At 65.9% G+C, this 14,696-nt stretch carries 22 protein-coding genes; 2 read left to right on the top strand and 20 right to left on the bottom strand.

All coding sequences use genetic code 11. From position 1 onward, the window contains the following. Nucleotides 1-50 precede the first annotated feature (50 nt). Together ACFPN9_RS07910 and ACFPN9_RS07905 are read left to right on the top strand one after the other, a co-directional pair. Complete coding sequence (locus ACFPN9_RS07910; RefSeq protein ID WP_377816315.1) at nucleotides 51-479, top strand: PadR family transcriptional regulator; 429 nt, start codon at nucleotides 51-53, stop codon at nucleotides 477-479. Between the two features lie 56 nt (nucleotides 480-535). Beyond that, on the top strand, nucleotides 536-811 hold the full coding sequence (locus tag ACFPN9_RS07905; RefSeq protein ID WP_377816313.1) for a hypothetical protein: 276 nt from the start codon (nucleotides 536-538) through the stop codon (nucleotides 809-811). Between the two features lie 527 nt (nucleotides 812-1,338). On the opposite strand, the gene ACFPN9_RS07900 is transcribed toward ACFPN9_RS07905, so the two are convergent. The 20 genes from ACFPN9_RS07900 to ACFPN9_RS07805 all read right to left on the bottom strand — a co-directional run bounded on the left by ACFPN9_RS07900 (nucleotide 1,339) and on the right by ACFPN9_RS07805 (nucleotide 14,669). Then, nucleotides 1,339-2,193, bottom strand: a complete 855-nt coding sequence (locus tag ACFPN9_RS07900; protein WP_377816311.1) for a DNA adenine methylase — start codon at nucleotides 2,191-2,193, stop codon at nucleotides 1,339-1,341. A 249-nt stretch (nucleotides 2,194-2,442) separates the two neighbouring features. Further along, a complete protein-coding gene (locus tag ACFPN9_RS07895) occupies nucleotides 2,443-2,922 on the bottom strand; it encodes a hypothetical protein (protein ID WP_377816309.1) in 480 nt (159 codons plus the stop codon). Continuing rightward, the gene (locus ACFPN9_RS07890; protein ID WP_377816307.1) at nucleotides 2,919-3,215 is read right to left on the bottom strand and encodes a hypothetical protein; all 297 of its coding nucleotides are present in this window, start codon (nucleotides 3,213-3,215) and stop codon (nucleotides 2,919-2,921) included. Before ACFPN9_RS07890 ends, ACFPN9_RS07895 begins: the two co-directional genes overlap by 4 nt. Nucleotides 3,216-3,236: 21 nt before the next feature. Further along, the gene (locus ACFPN9_RS07885; RefSeq protein WP_377816304.1) at nucleotides 3,237-3,545 is read right to left on the bottom strand and encodes a Pam3-gp28 family putative phage holin; all 309 of its coding nucleotides are present in this window, start codon (nucleotides 3,543-3,545) and stop codon (nucleotides 3,237-3,239) included. A gap of 40 nt (nucleotides 3,546-3,585) precedes the next feature. Continuing rightward, nucleotides 3,586-3,969: a hypothetical protein gene (locus ACFPN9_RS07880; RefSeq protein ID WP_377816302.1), complete on the bottom strand. Its 384-nt coding sequence runs from the start codon at nucleotides 3,967-3,969 to the stop codon at nucleotides 3,586-3,588. A 43-nt stretch (nucleotides 3,970-4,012) separates the two neighbouring features. Beyond that, nucleotides 4,013-4,231 (bottom strand): hypothetical protein, encoded by a 219-nt coding sequence (locus tag ACFPN9_RS07875; RefSeq protein ID WP_377816300.1) that lies wholly within the window; start codon nucleotides 4,229-4,231, stop codon nucleotides 4,013-4,015. Beyond that, nucleotides 4,231-4,479, bottom strand: coding sequence for a hypothetical protein (locus ACFPN9_RS07870; RefSeq protein WP_377816298.1), 249 nt, complete (start codon nucleotides 4,477-4,479; stop codon nucleotides 4,231-4,233). The genes ACFPN9_RS07875 and ACFPN9_RS07870 overlap by 1 nt, the downstream gene beginning before the upstream one ends. A 40-nt stretch (nucleotides 4,480-4,519) precedes the next feature. Then, on the bottom strand, nucleotides 4,520-5,194 hold the full coding sequence (locus tag ACFPN9_RS07865; protein ID WP_377816296.1) for a peptidoglycan-binding protein: 675 nt from the start codon (nucleotides 5,192-5,194) through the stop codon (nucleotides 4,520-4,522). 43 nt (nucleotides 5,195-5,237) lie between these two features. After that, nucleotides 5,238-6,083, bottom strand: coding sequence for a tyrosine-type recombinase/integrase (locus tag ACFPN9_RS07860; RefSeq protein WP_377816294.1), 846 nt, complete (start codon nucleotides 6,081-6,083; stop codon nucleotides 5,238-5,240). 64 nt (nucleotides 6,084-6,147) lie between these two features. Continuing rightward, nucleotides 6,148-6,567 (bottom strand): hypothetical protein, encoded by a 420-nt coding sequence (locus ACFPN9_RS07855; protein ID WP_377816292.1) that lies wholly within the window; start codon nucleotides 6,565-6,567, stop codon nucleotides 6,148-6,150. Between the two features lie 644 nt (nucleotides 6,568-7,211). Further along, nucleotides 7,212-7,715 carry a DUF4376 domain-containing protein gene (locus ACFPN9_RS07850; protein ID WP_377816290.1) on the bottom strand — a complete coding sequence of 168 codons (504 nt, stop codon included), beginning with the start codon at nucleotides 7,713-7,715 and terminating at the stop codon, nucleotides 7,212-7,214. 4 nt (nucleotides 7,716-7,719) lie between these two features. Next, complete coding sequence (locus tag ACFPN9_RS07845; protein WP_377816288.1) at nucleotides 7,720-8,643, bottom strand: hypothetical protein; 924 nt, start codon at nucleotides 8,641-8,643, stop codon at nucleotides 7,720-7,722. A gap of 1 nt (nucleotide 8,644) precedes the next feature. Next, complete coding sequence (locus ACFPN9_RS07840) at nucleotides 8,645-9,379, bottom strand: hypothetical protein (protein WP_377816286.1); 735 nt, start codon at nucleotides 9,377-9,379, stop codon at nucleotides 8,645-8,647. Then, entirely contained in the window at nucleotides 9,376-10,446 is a 1,071-nt protein-coding gene (locus ACFPN9_RS07835) for a baseplate J/gp47 family protein (protein ID WP_377816284.1), read from the bottom strand. Before ACFPN9_RS07835 ends, ACFPN9_RS07840 begins: the two co-directional genes overlap by 4 nt. A gap of 22 nt (nucleotides 10,447-10,468) precedes the next feature. Continuing rightward, nucleotides 10,469-11,011: a phage GP46 family protein gene (locus ACFPN9_RS07830; RefSeq protein ID WP_377816281.1), complete on the bottom strand. Its 543-nt coding sequence runs from the start codon at nucleotides 11,009-11,011 to the stop codon at nucleotides 10,469-10,471. Next, nucleotides 11,011-11,490: a phage baseplate assembly protein domain-containing protein gene (locus ACFPN9_RS07825; RefSeq protein WP_377816279.1), complete on the bottom strand. Its 480-nt coding sequence runs from the start codon at nucleotides 11,488-11,490 to the stop codon at nucleotides 11,011-11,013. Before ACFPN9_RS07825 ends, ACFPN9_RS07830 begins: the two co-directional genes overlap by 1 nt. Beyond that, nucleotides 11,487-12,605, bottom strand: coding sequence for a hypothetical protein (locus ACFPN9_RS07820; RefSeq protein WP_377816276.1), 1,119 nt, complete (start codon nucleotides 12,603-12,605; stop codon nucleotides 11,487-11,489). Before ACFPN9_RS07820 ends, ACFPN9_RS07825 begins: the two co-directional genes overlap by 4 nt. Continuing rightward, the gene (locus ACFPN9_RS07815) at nucleotides 12,602-13,048 is read right to left on the bottom strand and encodes a hypothetical protein (protein ID WP_377816274.1); all 447 of its coding nucleotides are present in this window, start codon (nucleotides 13,046-13,048) and stop codon (nucleotides 12,602-12,604) included. The genes ACFPN9_RS07820 and ACFPN9_RS07815 overlap by 4 nt, the downstream gene beginning before the upstream one ends. Then, a complete protein-coding gene (locus ACFPN9_RS07810; RefSeq protein WP_377816272.1) occupies nucleotides 13,045-13,752 on the bottom strand; it encodes a DNA circularization N-terminal domain-containing protein in 708 nt (235 codons plus the stop codon). The genes ACFPN9_RS07815 and ACFPN9_RS07810 overlap by 4 nt, the downstream gene beginning before the upstream one ends. Next, the gene (locus tag ACFPN9_RS07805; RefSeq protein WP_377816270.1) at nucleotides 13,752-14,669 is read right to left on the bottom strand and encodes a BRO-N domain-containing protein; all 918 of its coding nucleotides are present in this window, start codon (nucleotides 14,667-14,669) and stop codon (nucleotides 13,752-13,754) included. The genes ACFPN9_RS07810 and ACFPN9_RS07805 overlap by 1 nt, the downstream gene beginning before the upstream one ends. Between the last annotated feature and the right edge of the window lie 27 nt (nucleotides 14,670-14,696).

Below are 14,696 nucleotides of genomic sequence, written 5' to 3'. Positions count from 1 at the left end.
GCGAATAACAAGAACCGTCGCGGTGACCACCGAGAAGGGACCCCAGATGCATGACACCGCATTCAGACGCCCAATGGGCCGATTTTGATGAGTGGACGAAGGAGAAAAAGCAGACACGCAGAAAGGAGAGTTCAGTGAGCCTTTTGCAGCTTTTCCGCAGCGACAAGGCCTCGACGATTGCGCTCTCGGGGCGAGAGATCGCCGTTCTTGAGGCCATCAGGCTGAACCCCACGGGTATCTGTGCAGCAGATATCTTGACGCTGATCGAGGAGCAAACCGGCAAGCAGCCTCGGCTGGCTACTGTTTACGATACAATTCTCGGTCTCGAGAAAAAGAACCTGATTCGATCCAGCGGGATCAGCAGCGCGCCGAACGGCGGGCGCCCCCGCAAGCTCTTTGAGCTCACAGAGATCGGACAGAAAGCGCTCGACTTTGCCGGAAGCATGGCGGGTGCTATCTATGGAGCGGCTTCGGCGTAATTCGTGCCAACCGAGCCGCTTCTCAACCTAGGGCACGACAGAAAGGTAAGTCATGGATGAAAGACGACGATGAAGACCAGCCAGACAAAGGAGATCTTAAGATGGCTGCGACCCGCCTACCGACCCTGACCAGGATCGGTATCAAGCTCTCTTACCGCGGCGAGGCCGCGCTCGACTACGAAGCGTGCTTAGAGCACAAGTTCGCTGAGCGCATCGCCAAGAATGGTAGGGAGGAAGCCGAGGCCTGGCTCAAGTTCGAGACCAGGTCCCTCTATGCAGGTGAAACCGCCAGGGCAATCTGGTGGGCGATCATCACCTGGTTCAAGTGGTAGTCGGACGGTCTGCCAACCTGCCGACGAATCAACCAACCCAGAGACTAGGGGCCGTGTCAAGCGGCCCCTTTTTCTTGCTCGTGTTATTACCGTTTTAGGCGATGTAGTCAACAGGATAACGAACGGCAATCGCTGCACCAACGGATATGGTGTCGAAAAAGTTCCGCAGCCGAGCCTACCTGCTGCCGATCCTGATCGTAATTTCAAACACTTTTGACGAACTGGTTTCGTTAGGACTCATTGCGGAGTGCGACGTTTTGACTCGCGTCGGTCGAATGGTGTCGCACTCGAGTAGCGGCATTCCGGAGCGTTCCCGGAAGGGACTGCGAACATCGGGCCTTTAGATCTGGGATGCCAGCCACAATGCCGCGACAGCTTGGCGTTGAAATGAAAAAGGCCCGGCTGCGCGTCAGCGGAGCCGGGCCAGTCTGGGTGGAAACAGTCTGTTGCGTAGCAATGGCCGTGCCACGGCGCCGCCCACGAACAAAAAAAGGCCCGGTCCGCTCGCGCGGCCGGGCCTCGGTCTGCTACGGCAAAAGAGCGTCGAAGAGCCCGGGCGCCGGCGCTTTCACCACCATCGAGGGCGGGGTGACAATAAGCTCCTTCGCTTCGGTCGCCGCGCCGCTGCCGATGGTATAGGTCAGCGAGACAGCTTCGCACTTGAACGCTGCAAAGATGTCCCTGATCGAAGGCGTGTCATTGATCGACAGGATGAAAGCGCCCTTGATCTTGCCAAGCTGCTCGGCCAGCTTCACGAAGCTCTCGGGGCTGAACACGCCTAGTCCATAATCTGTCTCGCCGCCGGCATATGGCGGGTCGAGATAGAACAGCACACCCTCGCCATCATAGCGCTCGATGAACTGCTGAAACGGCAGGTTCTCGATGATGACGCCGGAAAGGCGCTCGTTCAGATCCACCAGCGTTGTCGCGAGCTTGGTAACGTCGAACCGTCCCGGCATCCCGGGCGAGACGCCGAAGTTCCGGCCCGCCACCTTTCCGCCGAATGCTACCCGCTGCAGGTACAGGAAGCGAACGGCTCGCTCGAGATCGGTCAGCGTCACTGGATCCGTTGCGAGCAACCGCTCGAATTCCCGTCGGCTCGTGAACTGAAACCGCAGCAGATCCATCAGGGGCACGTAGTGCCGCTGCAGGATGCGAAAGAGCGTCGCGACGTCAGCCGAGATGTCGTTGATAACTTCAGCCTTAGGCGCCAGCCTTCTGCGCAGGAACACGCCGCCCATGCCAACGAACGGCTCGGCGTAGGTATGATGCTCGACGCCCTCGATCATGGCGACCAGGCGGGCGGCAAGCTGCTTCTTGCCGCCGATATAGGCGGCGGGCGGGCGAGCCGGCGAGACCGGCCGCATTATCGTGTCGTCCATTGTGAAGAGATCCGGGAATGTGCAACGTCCGGGCGCGCACCGGTGCGCTCGGCGGGTTGCCTTCACGGAAGTGGTCAGGCTTCGCGGGACCTTCTGCCAAAGTGGCCCCGTGGTGAGATGGCGTGTCAGCGCCGGATCGCCCCGCCGGTCAGCGGAGTGAAAAGGCCCGACCCCGCGTTAGCAAGGCCGGGCCAGTCGAGGAAGGAAACGCCCGTGGTCAACAGGCCGCCCGTAACGGGGGCGAGGCGATCAGGGCGGTACTCCGCCTGATAGGTTAGGAACATGCACCGACGGGATCGCCTGCCAGGTCGTCCAGAAAGTGTGGTTCGTCTCGTATTCGGCCCAGCCGACGATCGAGACGCCGGCGACATCAGCCAGCTCGTCGGGGATCGTCGCGCAGAGGTCGACATCGCCTCGCCCTGGCGGCCGAACGCGCGCTGCCGACATCGGGGATCGCTCAGATGCCTTCAGCACCACGGCTGGCACTCGCACCGATGTGCCGCCAACTATGAAGGACCACGCGAAGGTCTGCGGTACGGCCGGGCGAGCCTTTGTGTAGCGCCATTCCCAACAGACACGATTGCCGATGCGCTGCACTTCGACGATCGACTGGGAAACCAGAACCGGCGCAAGTCTGAGCTCGATCGACGGTCCTGTGTGAAGGAAAAGCCAGCCGCCGACGATGGTGGCGACGGGCCAGACGATTGCAGCCGCGATCCAGTGTTTCATCGGGGCATGCCTGATTTGAACCAGAACGCGACCGCGGTCCCGATCAGCGCCAGCAGCGACAGCAGGACAGCGCCGATGCCCTGCTTGACGACTGCCTCCCGAATCTCGCGCTGGCTGCGCAGGAAGGCGAAGTCCTTCTGGACGTCACCGAGCTTGGCGGGGTCGACCCCCATCCGGACCAGGAGGTTGATCTCCGAATCCTCAATCGCCTGCTCGACCACGGGGCGCAGGTACTCGACCGTTCGTTTGGCGATCGCATCGACGTCATCGGCCGTCAGCGGCTGGCGTGCCATCATCCCGCTTTCGTCTCGAGATCAGCCGGAGGTAACCGTCGGATCGGGGATCGCGCTGGCGATCTCCGGAGTCGTCCGGATCTCATGCACCTCCGGCAGCGCAGCGGCGGTTGCGACCAGCCCGGCCTTGGTGCGGATGGCGAGGCTGTAGATCGTTGTGGCGATGTTCGCGGCCGCGCCAATCAGGATCTGCGCCGAAGCCGTCAAGCCCAGCAGCTGCTCGACGGTTTGGGGATGGACCACCCCCACGACAGCGAGCGAGGCGCCGGTGCTCTGGATGAGGGTTCGGATCAGCGACCAGAACTGCGCATCGTTTAGAAGCTTCCACATGTCGTCTTCTCCCTTGGTGGTGATTCGGAGCGGTCGCGGCCTATCGCGCCTGCGCCGCCTTCACTGCGGCATAGGTGTCGGCCGCCAGCACCAGCGCGGCCGCGACGTCCGCCGGTGGGCTCGAGCAGACGGTGGTGACGGCAGCCGCGGCGACGGCCGCCGCGTTGCGCTGCTTCTCGGGAGCGAAGATGGAGGCGCCGGCCGCTACGGCCTGCAGCGCGCCGCAGTACCGGGCGAGCTGGGCCGAGACCTTGGCGACGCCTGCGTCGGCCTTGGTGGGGCCCACAACCGTGCCGACGCCGACAGCGATCTGGCGCCAGCCCTCGGCCGATGTACCCGGCCCGGCACCGTCCTTCGGGACGCAGGCCGAGACGGCGAGAGCGCATGCGACGGCGATCGCCGCAACGAGGCGTTTCAAGTTCATGATGGATCTCCGGAAGGTCAGCGGCGGGCCCGGCCGCGACGAGTCAATCGAATTCGGAGGGGATCAGCGGCAGCACGCGGCTGCCGACGATCGGCGGCCGAGCGCCGCGATCAGCACCGCCATGCCAGGACAGGAAGGTCCGCTGAGGCCCCTCATGCCCGCAGCGTTCGCAGCGCAGACGCGGGCCTTTCACCGGGGGCGCATCGACGATGGCGAGCGACCCGCAGGACGGGCAGGCTGCGGCGCGATCGCCGATGCGCATCATTTCGGCGCGGGCGTGAAATCGACGTAGAAAGTGTCGCCGGCCTCGAACGCGCCGAGCAGCGCCGGGTTGGCGATCGTGATGTCGAACTTGGCCGAAGGCGAAAACTTGGCGAAGGTGTTGTTCTCGTCGGCGCCGTCAGCAGGGTAGCCGTCGCTCTTGGCAACGCCATGGAAGGTCACCAGTTCGTGGTTGGCGCCGTGCGGGATGACGGAACCGACGCGAAGCTTCGCGCGCATTTTGGTCATGGTGTTCTCCTGAAAATTCCGGGAAACCGCCCGGTTCGGTTCAGACCAGCCTGCCCAGTTCATCCCTGCGCACGTCGAATGACGGGCAGGCCTTGGCGGCGTACTGGTTGTGGCCGGTGACCTTGCGGACGGTCGGATAGCGCGCGATCAGCGCCCGCACATGAGCCAGCAGCGCGGCCTTCTGGGCCGGCGTGCGGGTATCCTTGGGCGTCTTGCCGTCGGCGGCGACGCCGCCGACATAGACGACGCCCAGCGTGCCGCTGTTGTGGTTTGCAACGTGCGATCCGACCTGCGCTTCAGGGCGCCCAGGCTTCACGCTGCCATCGAGCATGACGACCCAGTGATAGCCGATGTCCTTCCAGCCCTGGCCGATATGCCAGCCCCGGATGGTTTCGACCGAGACGTCGCGGCCCTCCGGCGTCGCTGTGCAGTGGATGATGATCTCGTCGATCCAGCGGGAGGCTCGAGGCTGAGCAAAACCGGGCATCGCCGGCGCTGCCGCTGGCGTCGGATCGTCCACACGCGGCTCGGCCTTCTCAGCGGTCGCCGCCTGCAGGGCCTTGATCGTCAGCGGCCCAACAACACCGTCGGCTGCCAGCCCGCAGCCACGCTGGAATGCCTGAAGGGCCGTGCGCGTCTTCGGCCCGGCGTCGCCGTCGACGACAATCGCATAGCCGAGCGAAAGCAGCGCGGCCTGGACCTCGCGAGTGTTCATGATGGTGCTCCGGGCAAGAGAAAGCCGCCCGGAGGCGGCTGGATCAGGCAGCGTCAGCCAGGAGCCAGTCCCGTCGAGGTGGCGGGAAGGTCTGGTCGATGCGGTTGGCCACGGCCTTCCCGGCCGCGGCGGTGTGGACATAGACCTCGAGGAAGATCCGCGCGGTCCGCCAGCCGCCGGCGTCCATCGCGGTCCTGATGCCAAGGCCCATGTTGAGGGCATTCGTCGCAAAGGCCGCTCGGCCGACGGCGTGACTGGATTTGTATTCGAGCCCAGCCCGTCGGGAGACGCAGCGCAGGCGATCGTTCACGTTGTGCCGGCAGCGCTGGCCAAAGACGCGCTCGCCCGGGATGAGGCCGATCATGCGGATCCGCCTGACCAGCTCGGCCGAGAGTGCGCGCTCGGAGTGACGGTCGGTCTTCGTCCTGACCAGGATGGCGCTGCGCGCTTCGAGGTCGACATGCTCGCCGCGCAGCCCGATCGCTTCCGACACCCGGGCGCCGGTGTGGTTCATGAACAAAACCAGAGCCGCCAGCTTCAGCAGGCGGTTACGGTCACAAAACTCGACGAAGGTCGCGAGCCAGTCCTGGTCCGGCGGGGCGTAGCGCCTGGGAGGCGCGTTGCGCAGCGAGCGGATCCGGAGCCAGTTGCACCACCCGAGCTCGTGCGCGTGGTTCATCACGGCGCGGCAGGGCGTGATCGCATGGCGGTTGCGGGTCGAGTTCTTCGCGGTCGGGAAGATCTCGAGGGCGAGAAACCGGATCTCGCCGGCCGTGACCTCCGTGACCGGCTTGTCGCCGATCCGGGCGAGGATCCGCGGCAGATATTTGCCCTCTCCGCCCAGCGCCATGTAGCTGGCGGCGGCATCGGCGAACGTTCGTGAGGTCACGGATCAATCCTCCGGCTCGTGTCCGGATGGAATAGATGATCTCACCTAACTCATGAAAGTGATATCATAAACTGCAGTTATCGGCTTCGATACCTGATATCGGGATCATGCATCTATGGCGCGACCCCAGATCAATCACGAATCCATGCCCGCTCGCCTGCCCGAGGGCACGATGGCCCGCATGGATGCAGTCCTGGCCCCCCGCGAAAAGCGCGCCGATCTGATCCGCGCTGCGATCGAGCGCGAGTTGAAACGACGCGAGCGCCTGGCGAAGTCGAAGGCCGAAGACCCATCTGGCCTGTAACCAGCTCCTGATCAGGAATTCGCCGTCGAGACGTGAACCGATGGTTCGGACCACCGTATCCATTCGAGCCAGACATCGTCCTCTGGCGAAGAGCGGACCAGTCGTCGTGCAGCCGTCCCTAAACACGCTAATGTGGATGACAGTGACCGGCATCGCGTTCGGCATCTTCGCGATCGCCATAGCGCTGATGTTTGGCTGATTGCAGGCTCGACGAGCAGCATGCCGTCACCATGCGTTTGAAGAGTGAGGCGCGCAGCTACTTACCAGGCGTTAAACTGAGCGGGGCACGATCGACGTGCCGGAGATGGCTCCGGCGGGCTACCTCGCCGCCCGCGGATGGCCTTGAGCCGCGAGCACCCCCGATCCGCGGGCGGCGAATTTCGGTTGCCGAGATCCCGAAATCGTTGTCCGTTGACGCGCGGCGCCGGCCGCCGTGACGGGCGTTCAGATCGATGATACCAGGCAAATCGCCTCTTGAGCGCGCCTTCGAAATCGCTCGCATAGGCGAGTGCACGTCGATCGGCGATATCCGCCGGCAGTTATCCCGTGAGGGCTATGAGGTTCGTCAGGTCGAAGGAAAGACACTGGCTCGCCAACTGATGGACGCAGCCCGGGCAGCCCGGGAGACAAAGAGAAGCTGACCCCGCTGCCGTGTAACGAGTGCGCGCTCGGAGTGCCGGTCGGTTTTCGTCTTCAACAGGATGGCGGTGCGCGCCTCTATGTCGAGATGCTCGCCGCGATCGGGTCTGAGGTGGTGGACATGACGTGCCTCGCGAGAAATGAGGTTTGGAGCTAGGTGACCGATCAGAAGAAAAGATCAACGATCAGGCGAAGGCTGCTTCGACCTCGGCGCGCGTCGTGATCGTGCCTGCATCGATGCCAGACAGCACGCCAGCCAGCACTGTGAACGTCCGATTCGTGTGCGCCTGGACCGCGTCTCTGATCGCGAGCATAGCCGCCGCATTGACCGGATAGGCCGCGCCATCGGTGCCTTGCCAGACGGTCGACCAGTTTGGGTCCGCAGCCGCCGCGACACCCGCCCCGATGATCATGAGTTTGCTCCGGTCGTCGGTCGCGATCGGGATGCCGGCCGCCAGCGTCCCGCCGACCTCGGCCCGCCAGCGCTTGTCGCGGGCATAGGCGATCAGACCCGGCTTGCGACGCTCGGCGGCCGGGGTCGCCAGAAACACCTCAGCCGCATCGATCAGGTTAGCCGGGCCAACAAGTTCATCGCCAACATGCACGACAGGCGTGTCCTGATCCCAGCCCAGGCCCTGCCAGACCTCGGCCGCTTGCTCGGGGGGGCACTTGAAGTTTCGCGCGGTCATCGGATCACCTCAGCTTCGCAGCGGCGAAAAGCCATTTCGGGTAAGTGTAAGAAGCCGAACCGCTGACGATGTAAAAGAGCGGCTGCAGCGTATCCCCTGGCGAGAACGACCCGATGTGAGTCACCGAAACCCGCTTGGCGCCCGTTGTACTGTTATCCTGCGTCCATGCGATTGGGTTGCCGCCGTTCTGGCCCAGACGCAGCCACAGGAGGCTGGCGTTTGGGTCATCGGTCTCAATTGTGCAGGTCGAAATCCAGACCCCGCCCGAAGTCAGCGTGAGGATACCGCCGCCGCTGAATGATCCGTCCGAGCCGAGGTCGTTTGCGACCGTGGTGTACCCGCCAGGTGTCGTGACGATTCCTGAGGTCACAGAGCCGATGCCAAACGCTGAGATCGCCGAGATCGGGATACCCCTGAACGTGTTGACCATCTCCGACCGCAGCGGGGTCAGGACGACGATGTTCGTCCCGTCATCGATCGTCGGATACCAGTTGTTGATGATGAGATCGCCGATGGCCGGATCTGTGCCGTCGCGCTGCTTTAGGCGGCGGCTGCCCAGGGTCGAAACGTTCACATTGACCGTCGTCGAGGTGTTCGTCGCCGGGGCCTTGATCCAGAGCACACGGCCGAGCGCATAGGCCGGCACAGCAAGGGATGGGGCCACGGTCCAGGCGTTGGCGGTGCCGGTGGCGATTGCAAATGTGGATTTGCCAGACTGGACCGCGAGCGCGATCTGGTTGGCCTTCGCGCCATCGAGGACCTGGCCGCCGGCCTCAGCCAGAGCGCAAAGCTCGTCCATGATGTTCTGGTAGCCCGCGGCATCAAGCCAGGAACCTCGCGCGCCGGTGCCCTGGTCGAAGTTGCGGTGCGTGGCCGCGCCAAAGCCGTTATCCGGCCCGGGATAGGCGATCGGTTCCCAGCGTTTCATCTCACAGCGTCTCCGGGTCGAGGATGCCCAGCGTGTGCGCCGGGCGGATGCGTTCGATCAGGCAGGTCAGGCCGGTGTCGTTGAGCTGGCCGAAACCGAGCTGGTCGAAGCCGCTCTCAGCCCCGGCGACCCAGTCGAGCGCGAGGCCCTCGCCGGCGAACAGGAAGATGTGCGGTAGTCCGGCCGAGCCAAAACCGTCAGGCCCGCCGCAATCCGACAGGCCGCATTCGAAGCCGAGCGGCTCCTGAATCGTGACCTGATAGCCGGTGCGCTGCAGCACGGCCTCGATCTCGATGCGGTTGGCCGTCTCCATGGGCGTGCGCGCATCCAGGACCAGCGCACGGCGCTCCGGCAGACCTGTGACGGCGGCGAGGCAGCCGTCGGGCAGGCCGTGCTCGCGCTCGTGATCCTCGACCAGCTCGGGCCGACACTGCGTCACGAAGGCGCCATAACGGGCCCGGTTCAGCCAGTCGTGAATCTGCGCCATGGTTTCCGCGACGAGGCGCGGCAGGGCGTGCCAGACGAAAGCGCCGAGCCCTGCGGGCTTCTCGTCCGGCCAGGCCCGGCCGCGCGGAAAGAGCCGCAGTGATGGCAGCCAGAGATCGTCCGCCGTCACGCCCGTGAGGCGATCAGTGGTCGCAGGCGGCGCGCCGAGCCCCGGGCCGTTGTCGAGCGGGGCGGCATTGGCCACGCGAACCGGCAGCTGGCCTGGCACCACCGCGAAGGTGCGGCTCATGTGACGGTCAACCCGCCGAACACGGGGAACTCGCCCAGCGCGAGCGCCGTGTCGGTGTCGGGATCGGGCACCACGAGCCTATGTCGACTTTCGCCAAGCGCCCGGGACGCCGCCTCTGACAGCCACGAGGTCGGGAAGGTCTCAGCCCCGGCGGAGACGAAGGCCCGCTCGTCGAACATGTCGAGCATCTCGGCCGAGATCTCGGCCCGGGTTGCGGAGCTGTCCGTCTCGAGCTGCGAGATTGTGACCGGGATCGACTTCTCGGTCGCCTGGACGACCATGACCGTTGCCGTCAGAGGGCGCCGCGTCTCGAGATGCTCGGCGCAGCGAAGGACGTCCGCGGGTGACGGGATGCGATCGGCGCCGCTCCCCTCGAGCAGAGGATAGACCGTGACGGTGCCGACCTCAGGCGTCGCGGCGAAGACGGCTGCGGTAGCGAAACCGGCGACCTCGCCGACCCAGACCTGATAGTCCGCCTTGGCACCGCCACGAGGTTTGTTGCGCTTCCGGAAAATCAGCCGCTTGCGATAGGCCGAGTCGATCTCTTTCTCGACGCCACCGGAGAGGCCGAGTGGGCCGATCTCGCCGTCCTGGGCGACACCGGCCACGGAATCGCGCAGGCGCACGGTGGCCTCGGCCGGCAGATTGCCGCGCGGCCCTGTTTCCGTCGCGTCGATCTGTACCGTGACGCTGTTACCGGCGGCCGTGGCGGCGGCACGCACCGTGAAGGCGCGGCCGCCGGCATCGATGACGCTGCCGGCCGGGACAATCGACCCGTCGGCCGCAGCGAAAATCGCCATGCCCGTTGCGGCCGTGGCCGGCTTGCGGCCGAGCCCGATCTCGTAGCCATGAAGATCGAGCATGTCGTCTTCGGCGGTGGTGACGAAGACCTGCTTATAGATCCACTCCGCGCGGAGGTTGCCCTGCGAAGCGGCCATCGCCATCACCTTGACGAAGACGGTCCAGTTGTTCGGCCAGATGTCGGCGCGCGCGCCGGACAGCGCAGTGGCGACGACGCCGCGCAGCCAGCGCGAGGTCGCCTCGAGCGTCGGGATGGTCAGGGCCATGTCGGGTTCACGCTTTCGAGGGTCAGGCGCCGGCGCCCGAGAGGCCGGCGCCGAGGGCTTCCCAGAGCCCCGAGAACGGACCGGAATAGAGAATCGAGCCGTCGGGCCGGGCGATCGTGATGCTGCGGCGGATCCGGGTCTCGGCCGGGTCCGCCTCGGCCTCGACTGTCACGTCGCCGATCACGCCCTGATCCTGCAGCGGCTTGAGCGCGACCTGGGCGGCCTCGACCACGCGCTGGGCATTCTCGTCGTCGGTGGGGTGGCGGAACGCGACCCAGGTGGTCGAGCCCAGCGGTGCCTCGCCTCGTGCTGTGTCGACATCGAACCCGTCGCCGGGCCAGCCGCGCTGGTCGTAAACAGACGGGTCGAGCGGGTCGCGCGGGCCCCGGGCATCGCTTTCGAGGCTCATCACCAGCGCCGTCAGTAGCGGATTGCGCGCGACGAGGCCGGCCGGGTTTCCCGGGTCGGTGAGCGGAGCGAGCGCCATGTCGCCACTTTCGCCGTTCCACAGGATATCGGGGCCGGCACCCTGCGGCACCAGCGCGTCGACGAGAAGGCGCGTCATCAGGAAACCCTTGCGTAGACGAAGGGCGAGGCACCGCTTTCAGTCATGACGCGTGCGAACACGCCGCCATCAACCGGGTCGCCGCCGAGATAAACCGTGCCGTCGATCGCCTTCGGCTTCAGCACCACGTCGCCATTGGCGTTCATGCCGAAGCTCTGGCCGTTGCCGCCTTCGAACGTGACGCCGCCACCCGGCTTCAGAGAAAGCTTCTGACCGTCGGGTCCATACAGGACCTTGCTGCCGTTCGGCTGGCCGCCCGGCCGCTTGTCGGGATTTTCCAGGCCCGCCACCAGGCCGCGCTCGCGTGAGCCGGCGAACTGTGCCCAACCGAGCGAGCCGGGCTCTGGCACCGTCGTCAGCCCATCCGGCTGCGGGCGCATCAGGTTTTCCAGCCGTTCGCCGCCTTCGCCGCGGCCAGTGACCTTCTGGATCGGGCCGCTGTCGTCGACGCTGATGACGCGGAAGCGGACCAGGCTCACGACAGCTCCTCGTACTTCGCTTTCTTGGTCGACACTTTCCAAGCGTCGCCCGATTTGCCCTTGGCATCCTTGCCGCCGAGGCTGCGCGGATCGACCATCGTCAGGCGGGCGATCTGGTGCTCTTTCGACCATGAGAGCTGCCCGCTCTTGATCGCCATGTCCTGCTCGAGTTCGAAGTCCCCGGCGACGACATAGCGAACGAAGGCGGCCGACCAGAGCTTGCCGTCGGGGTCGCGCCATTCCGGGGTCGCCAGCACGATCTGGGTCCCGTTTCCAGCATCGCCGCCGGCGCCGCGGCGGTCGTCCCATTCGGAACGCTGCTTCAGGTCGGCATCGTCGCCATCGTGTTCCATTCGACGGATGTCGATCCGCAACCGGCGGATGGCCTCGTTCTCGACGATGGCATAGCCATCCGTCTCGTCCTTGCCCTTCCCGCCCTTGTAGCGCTGCCCGTAATAGTGGGTCTGCGAGAACTGGCCGATCTCGCTGTCCTCGAACTGCAGGGTGGTAGCGTTGGCGTCGCCGCGATCGTCGCCGACGACGAAGGACCCGGGGTGCCGGCCGCGCGTGCCCTTGTAGAGCACAACACCGCCGTCGGCAGCGCCGGTCATCAGCAGACCGGCCTTGCGGGCACGTTCTTCGACGACGTCGAAAGCGCGCTCGCCCGGCGCCCATGCGATGTCCATCTCGCGGCTGTCGGCCTCGACCTTGACCTTGATGCCGTAGGGCTTGAACAGCGTGTCGGCCGCGGCGCCGAGCTTCTGCTTTTTCAGGTTGTAGCCATGCTTGCGACCGTCAGCCGCGCACTCTACCGCATCACAGGCCTTGCTTTCGATCTGCAGGAAGCGCCGGAGCGCAGGCTTGGCCTCGTCGCCATAGCTTCGCCGAACCCGGCCCGTGACGATCGTCTCGGCCCCGCCGCCCGGCAGCAAAGCCTTCAGCACGGCCTCGCTTCCCTTCTTCGTCAGTGCGCCCTTCTGCTCGTGCACGCCGGCGACGACCTTGAGCAGCGCGCCCTTGCCGTCGAAGCTGTACTCGATCGAGAGCAGGCCAGGATGCGGTACGCCGCCGATCTCGAGGATCAGATCCTCGCGCCTGGTTTCCTTGCCGATCATGCCGCGTCATCCGGCAGCGGAGCCAGGATCTCGACCGGCATGAATTCAGGGCAGCGCGCATTGTTGAGGCGCACCAGCTCGGCGGCGCGCGTGGTGTCGCCGTAGAGCTGCCAGGCGAGCAGGCAGGCGGGCTGACTCTGACCGGTAACCACCCGGGCAAGCGGCTTCAGCGACAGGATCTCGGCGTCGATCGCGGCGAGAGCCTGCCCATAGGCGCCGACGACGACCGTCAGAAGCTCGGTCTCGGTCGCAGCGCGGTCGAGCAGCGGCTCCATCACCGCCACGAGCCGGGCGCGGGCCTGCTGCGCCTGCTGGCGCGTGGCGAAGTCGAGGCGCAGGACACCGCGGGCGAAGGCGAGCGCCGCCAGAAGCCGGGCGAAGACCGCCGCCTGCTCGCGGCCGCGGGCCTCGAGGATGCGCGAGGTCGAACGGGGCGCGCTCATGTGGCCGCCCGGTCCTCGAGCGCCGTCAGGCCGGCGTCGCCGGCAACCGAGAGCGCCTCGGCGATCGCCGCCTGCCCGGACCAGCCCGCCGCCGTCTGCACGGCCTCGACGACCTCGGTCTCGGCCGTGATCGCCAGCGCATCAGCCTTGAGGGCGACGAGCCGGGCGGCGCCTTCCCGGGTAAAGGCGGCGGCCTCGTAAAGCCCTGGCCCGCGCAGATCCGCCGCGACGCTGTCGAGCCGAACGCCGGCGGCCGTGGCGAGGCTCGCGACCGTGCCGAGCGCATCGACGATCAGGCGCTCGGCCAGGCCGAGGCTGAGACCCGTGCCGGCGGCCGGCCCGTCCTCGACGAATTCGACGCGGAAGGTGAAATAGCCGAGCTTGTCGGCCTCCCAGCTCGATTCCGGCGCGCGGGCCCAGGCCATAACCGGCCGGCGCTGCGGCAGGATCAGCAGACCGGCGCCGGGCGCCTCGAGCGCCGCTTCCAGCGCGCGCATCCGCGCCTCGACATTGCCCTCGTCGGCGACATAGGCGTCGACGCGATAGGTCACCGCCTTGCGGCCGAGATCGATCACACTCCAGCGGTCGGAGGCCGGATACTCGTCGATCTGCAGCGAGCGCGGGAAAGGCCGCGTGTCGCGGCGCGCATAGAAGGGCACGCCGCGGAATGAGGCCGGACGCAGGAAGCCGCCGGGGGTGGCCATCAGTGGCGAATCCTGTTGGGCGAGCGCGCGTCGAGAATGACGTCCCGCGGGATGAGCACGGCCTTCGAGTAACCTTTGCCGAACCGATAATTGCCCGGCGCCGGCTTGGCGCCGGGCAGACGGGCCAGCGCCAGACGCCAGTCGCCCTGCCACTGGGTTTCGAGGAAGCTGCGCAGCAGCCAGGGATGGGCGTTGGCGATCGCGACGAAGTGGTCGTAGCCATCCGGCGAGACCAGCAGGCCGAACTCGACCAGCGCGCGGGCCGAAACCTTGTCGTGAAGGCTGTTCTGCAGCACGTCGCCGATCGAGAGCCCCGAGCGCGCCTGCAGCGAGAGCAGGAAGCGCAGGCAGCCTTCCGGATCATCCTTCGCCGTGCCGGCGAGTGACCCGATCGCGAGGCCGGTCAGGTCCGGCAGCTCGGGTGCCATCTCATAGAGCCTGCGCGCGGCTTCCGGGCCGTAGATGCGGCTGGCGACCGAGATCATGCGTGCGGCGGCGTTGATCTTGGCGACGCCGATGCCCCACAGGCGCCCATCGGCGCTGACCGGCATATCAGGAGCATCGGCCCCGATGATGAAGCGGCCCGTCCGGCGCAAGGTCGGCAGCACCTCATGGGCAAGCCAGCGCTTGAAGGCCTTTGCCTTGGCGGTGCGGGAAGTGAAGACCAGTTGATAGACCCCGGCCTCCGAAATGATGACCATCTCCTGAGCACCGCCGCCGACGGCCGACTTCGAAAGGGGGTAAACATTGCTTACCCCCTTCTCGTCCTCGTCCAAGCGCTCGAGGGCGACGTTGTGATTCGAGTGGCCGAGCGCCGCGCAGACGTCCTTGCCGACGAACCACGGCTCGTCGTCGCAGAAGACCGCACGTACGGCGCTCTGCTCAAATACGAACGTGTGAGGTATCAAGTCCTGCATTTTTTTCTCCTGAGGTCTTCAACGGCT

The organism is Allobosea massiliensis (assembly GCF_042655245.1).
Lineage (GTDB): Bacteria > Pseudomonadota > Alphaproteobacteria > Rhizobiales > Beijerinckiaceae > Allobosea > Allobosea massiliensis.
Note: the sequence above shows the minus strand (reverse complement) of the source record. Positions and strands in the feature narration are given on the sequence as shown.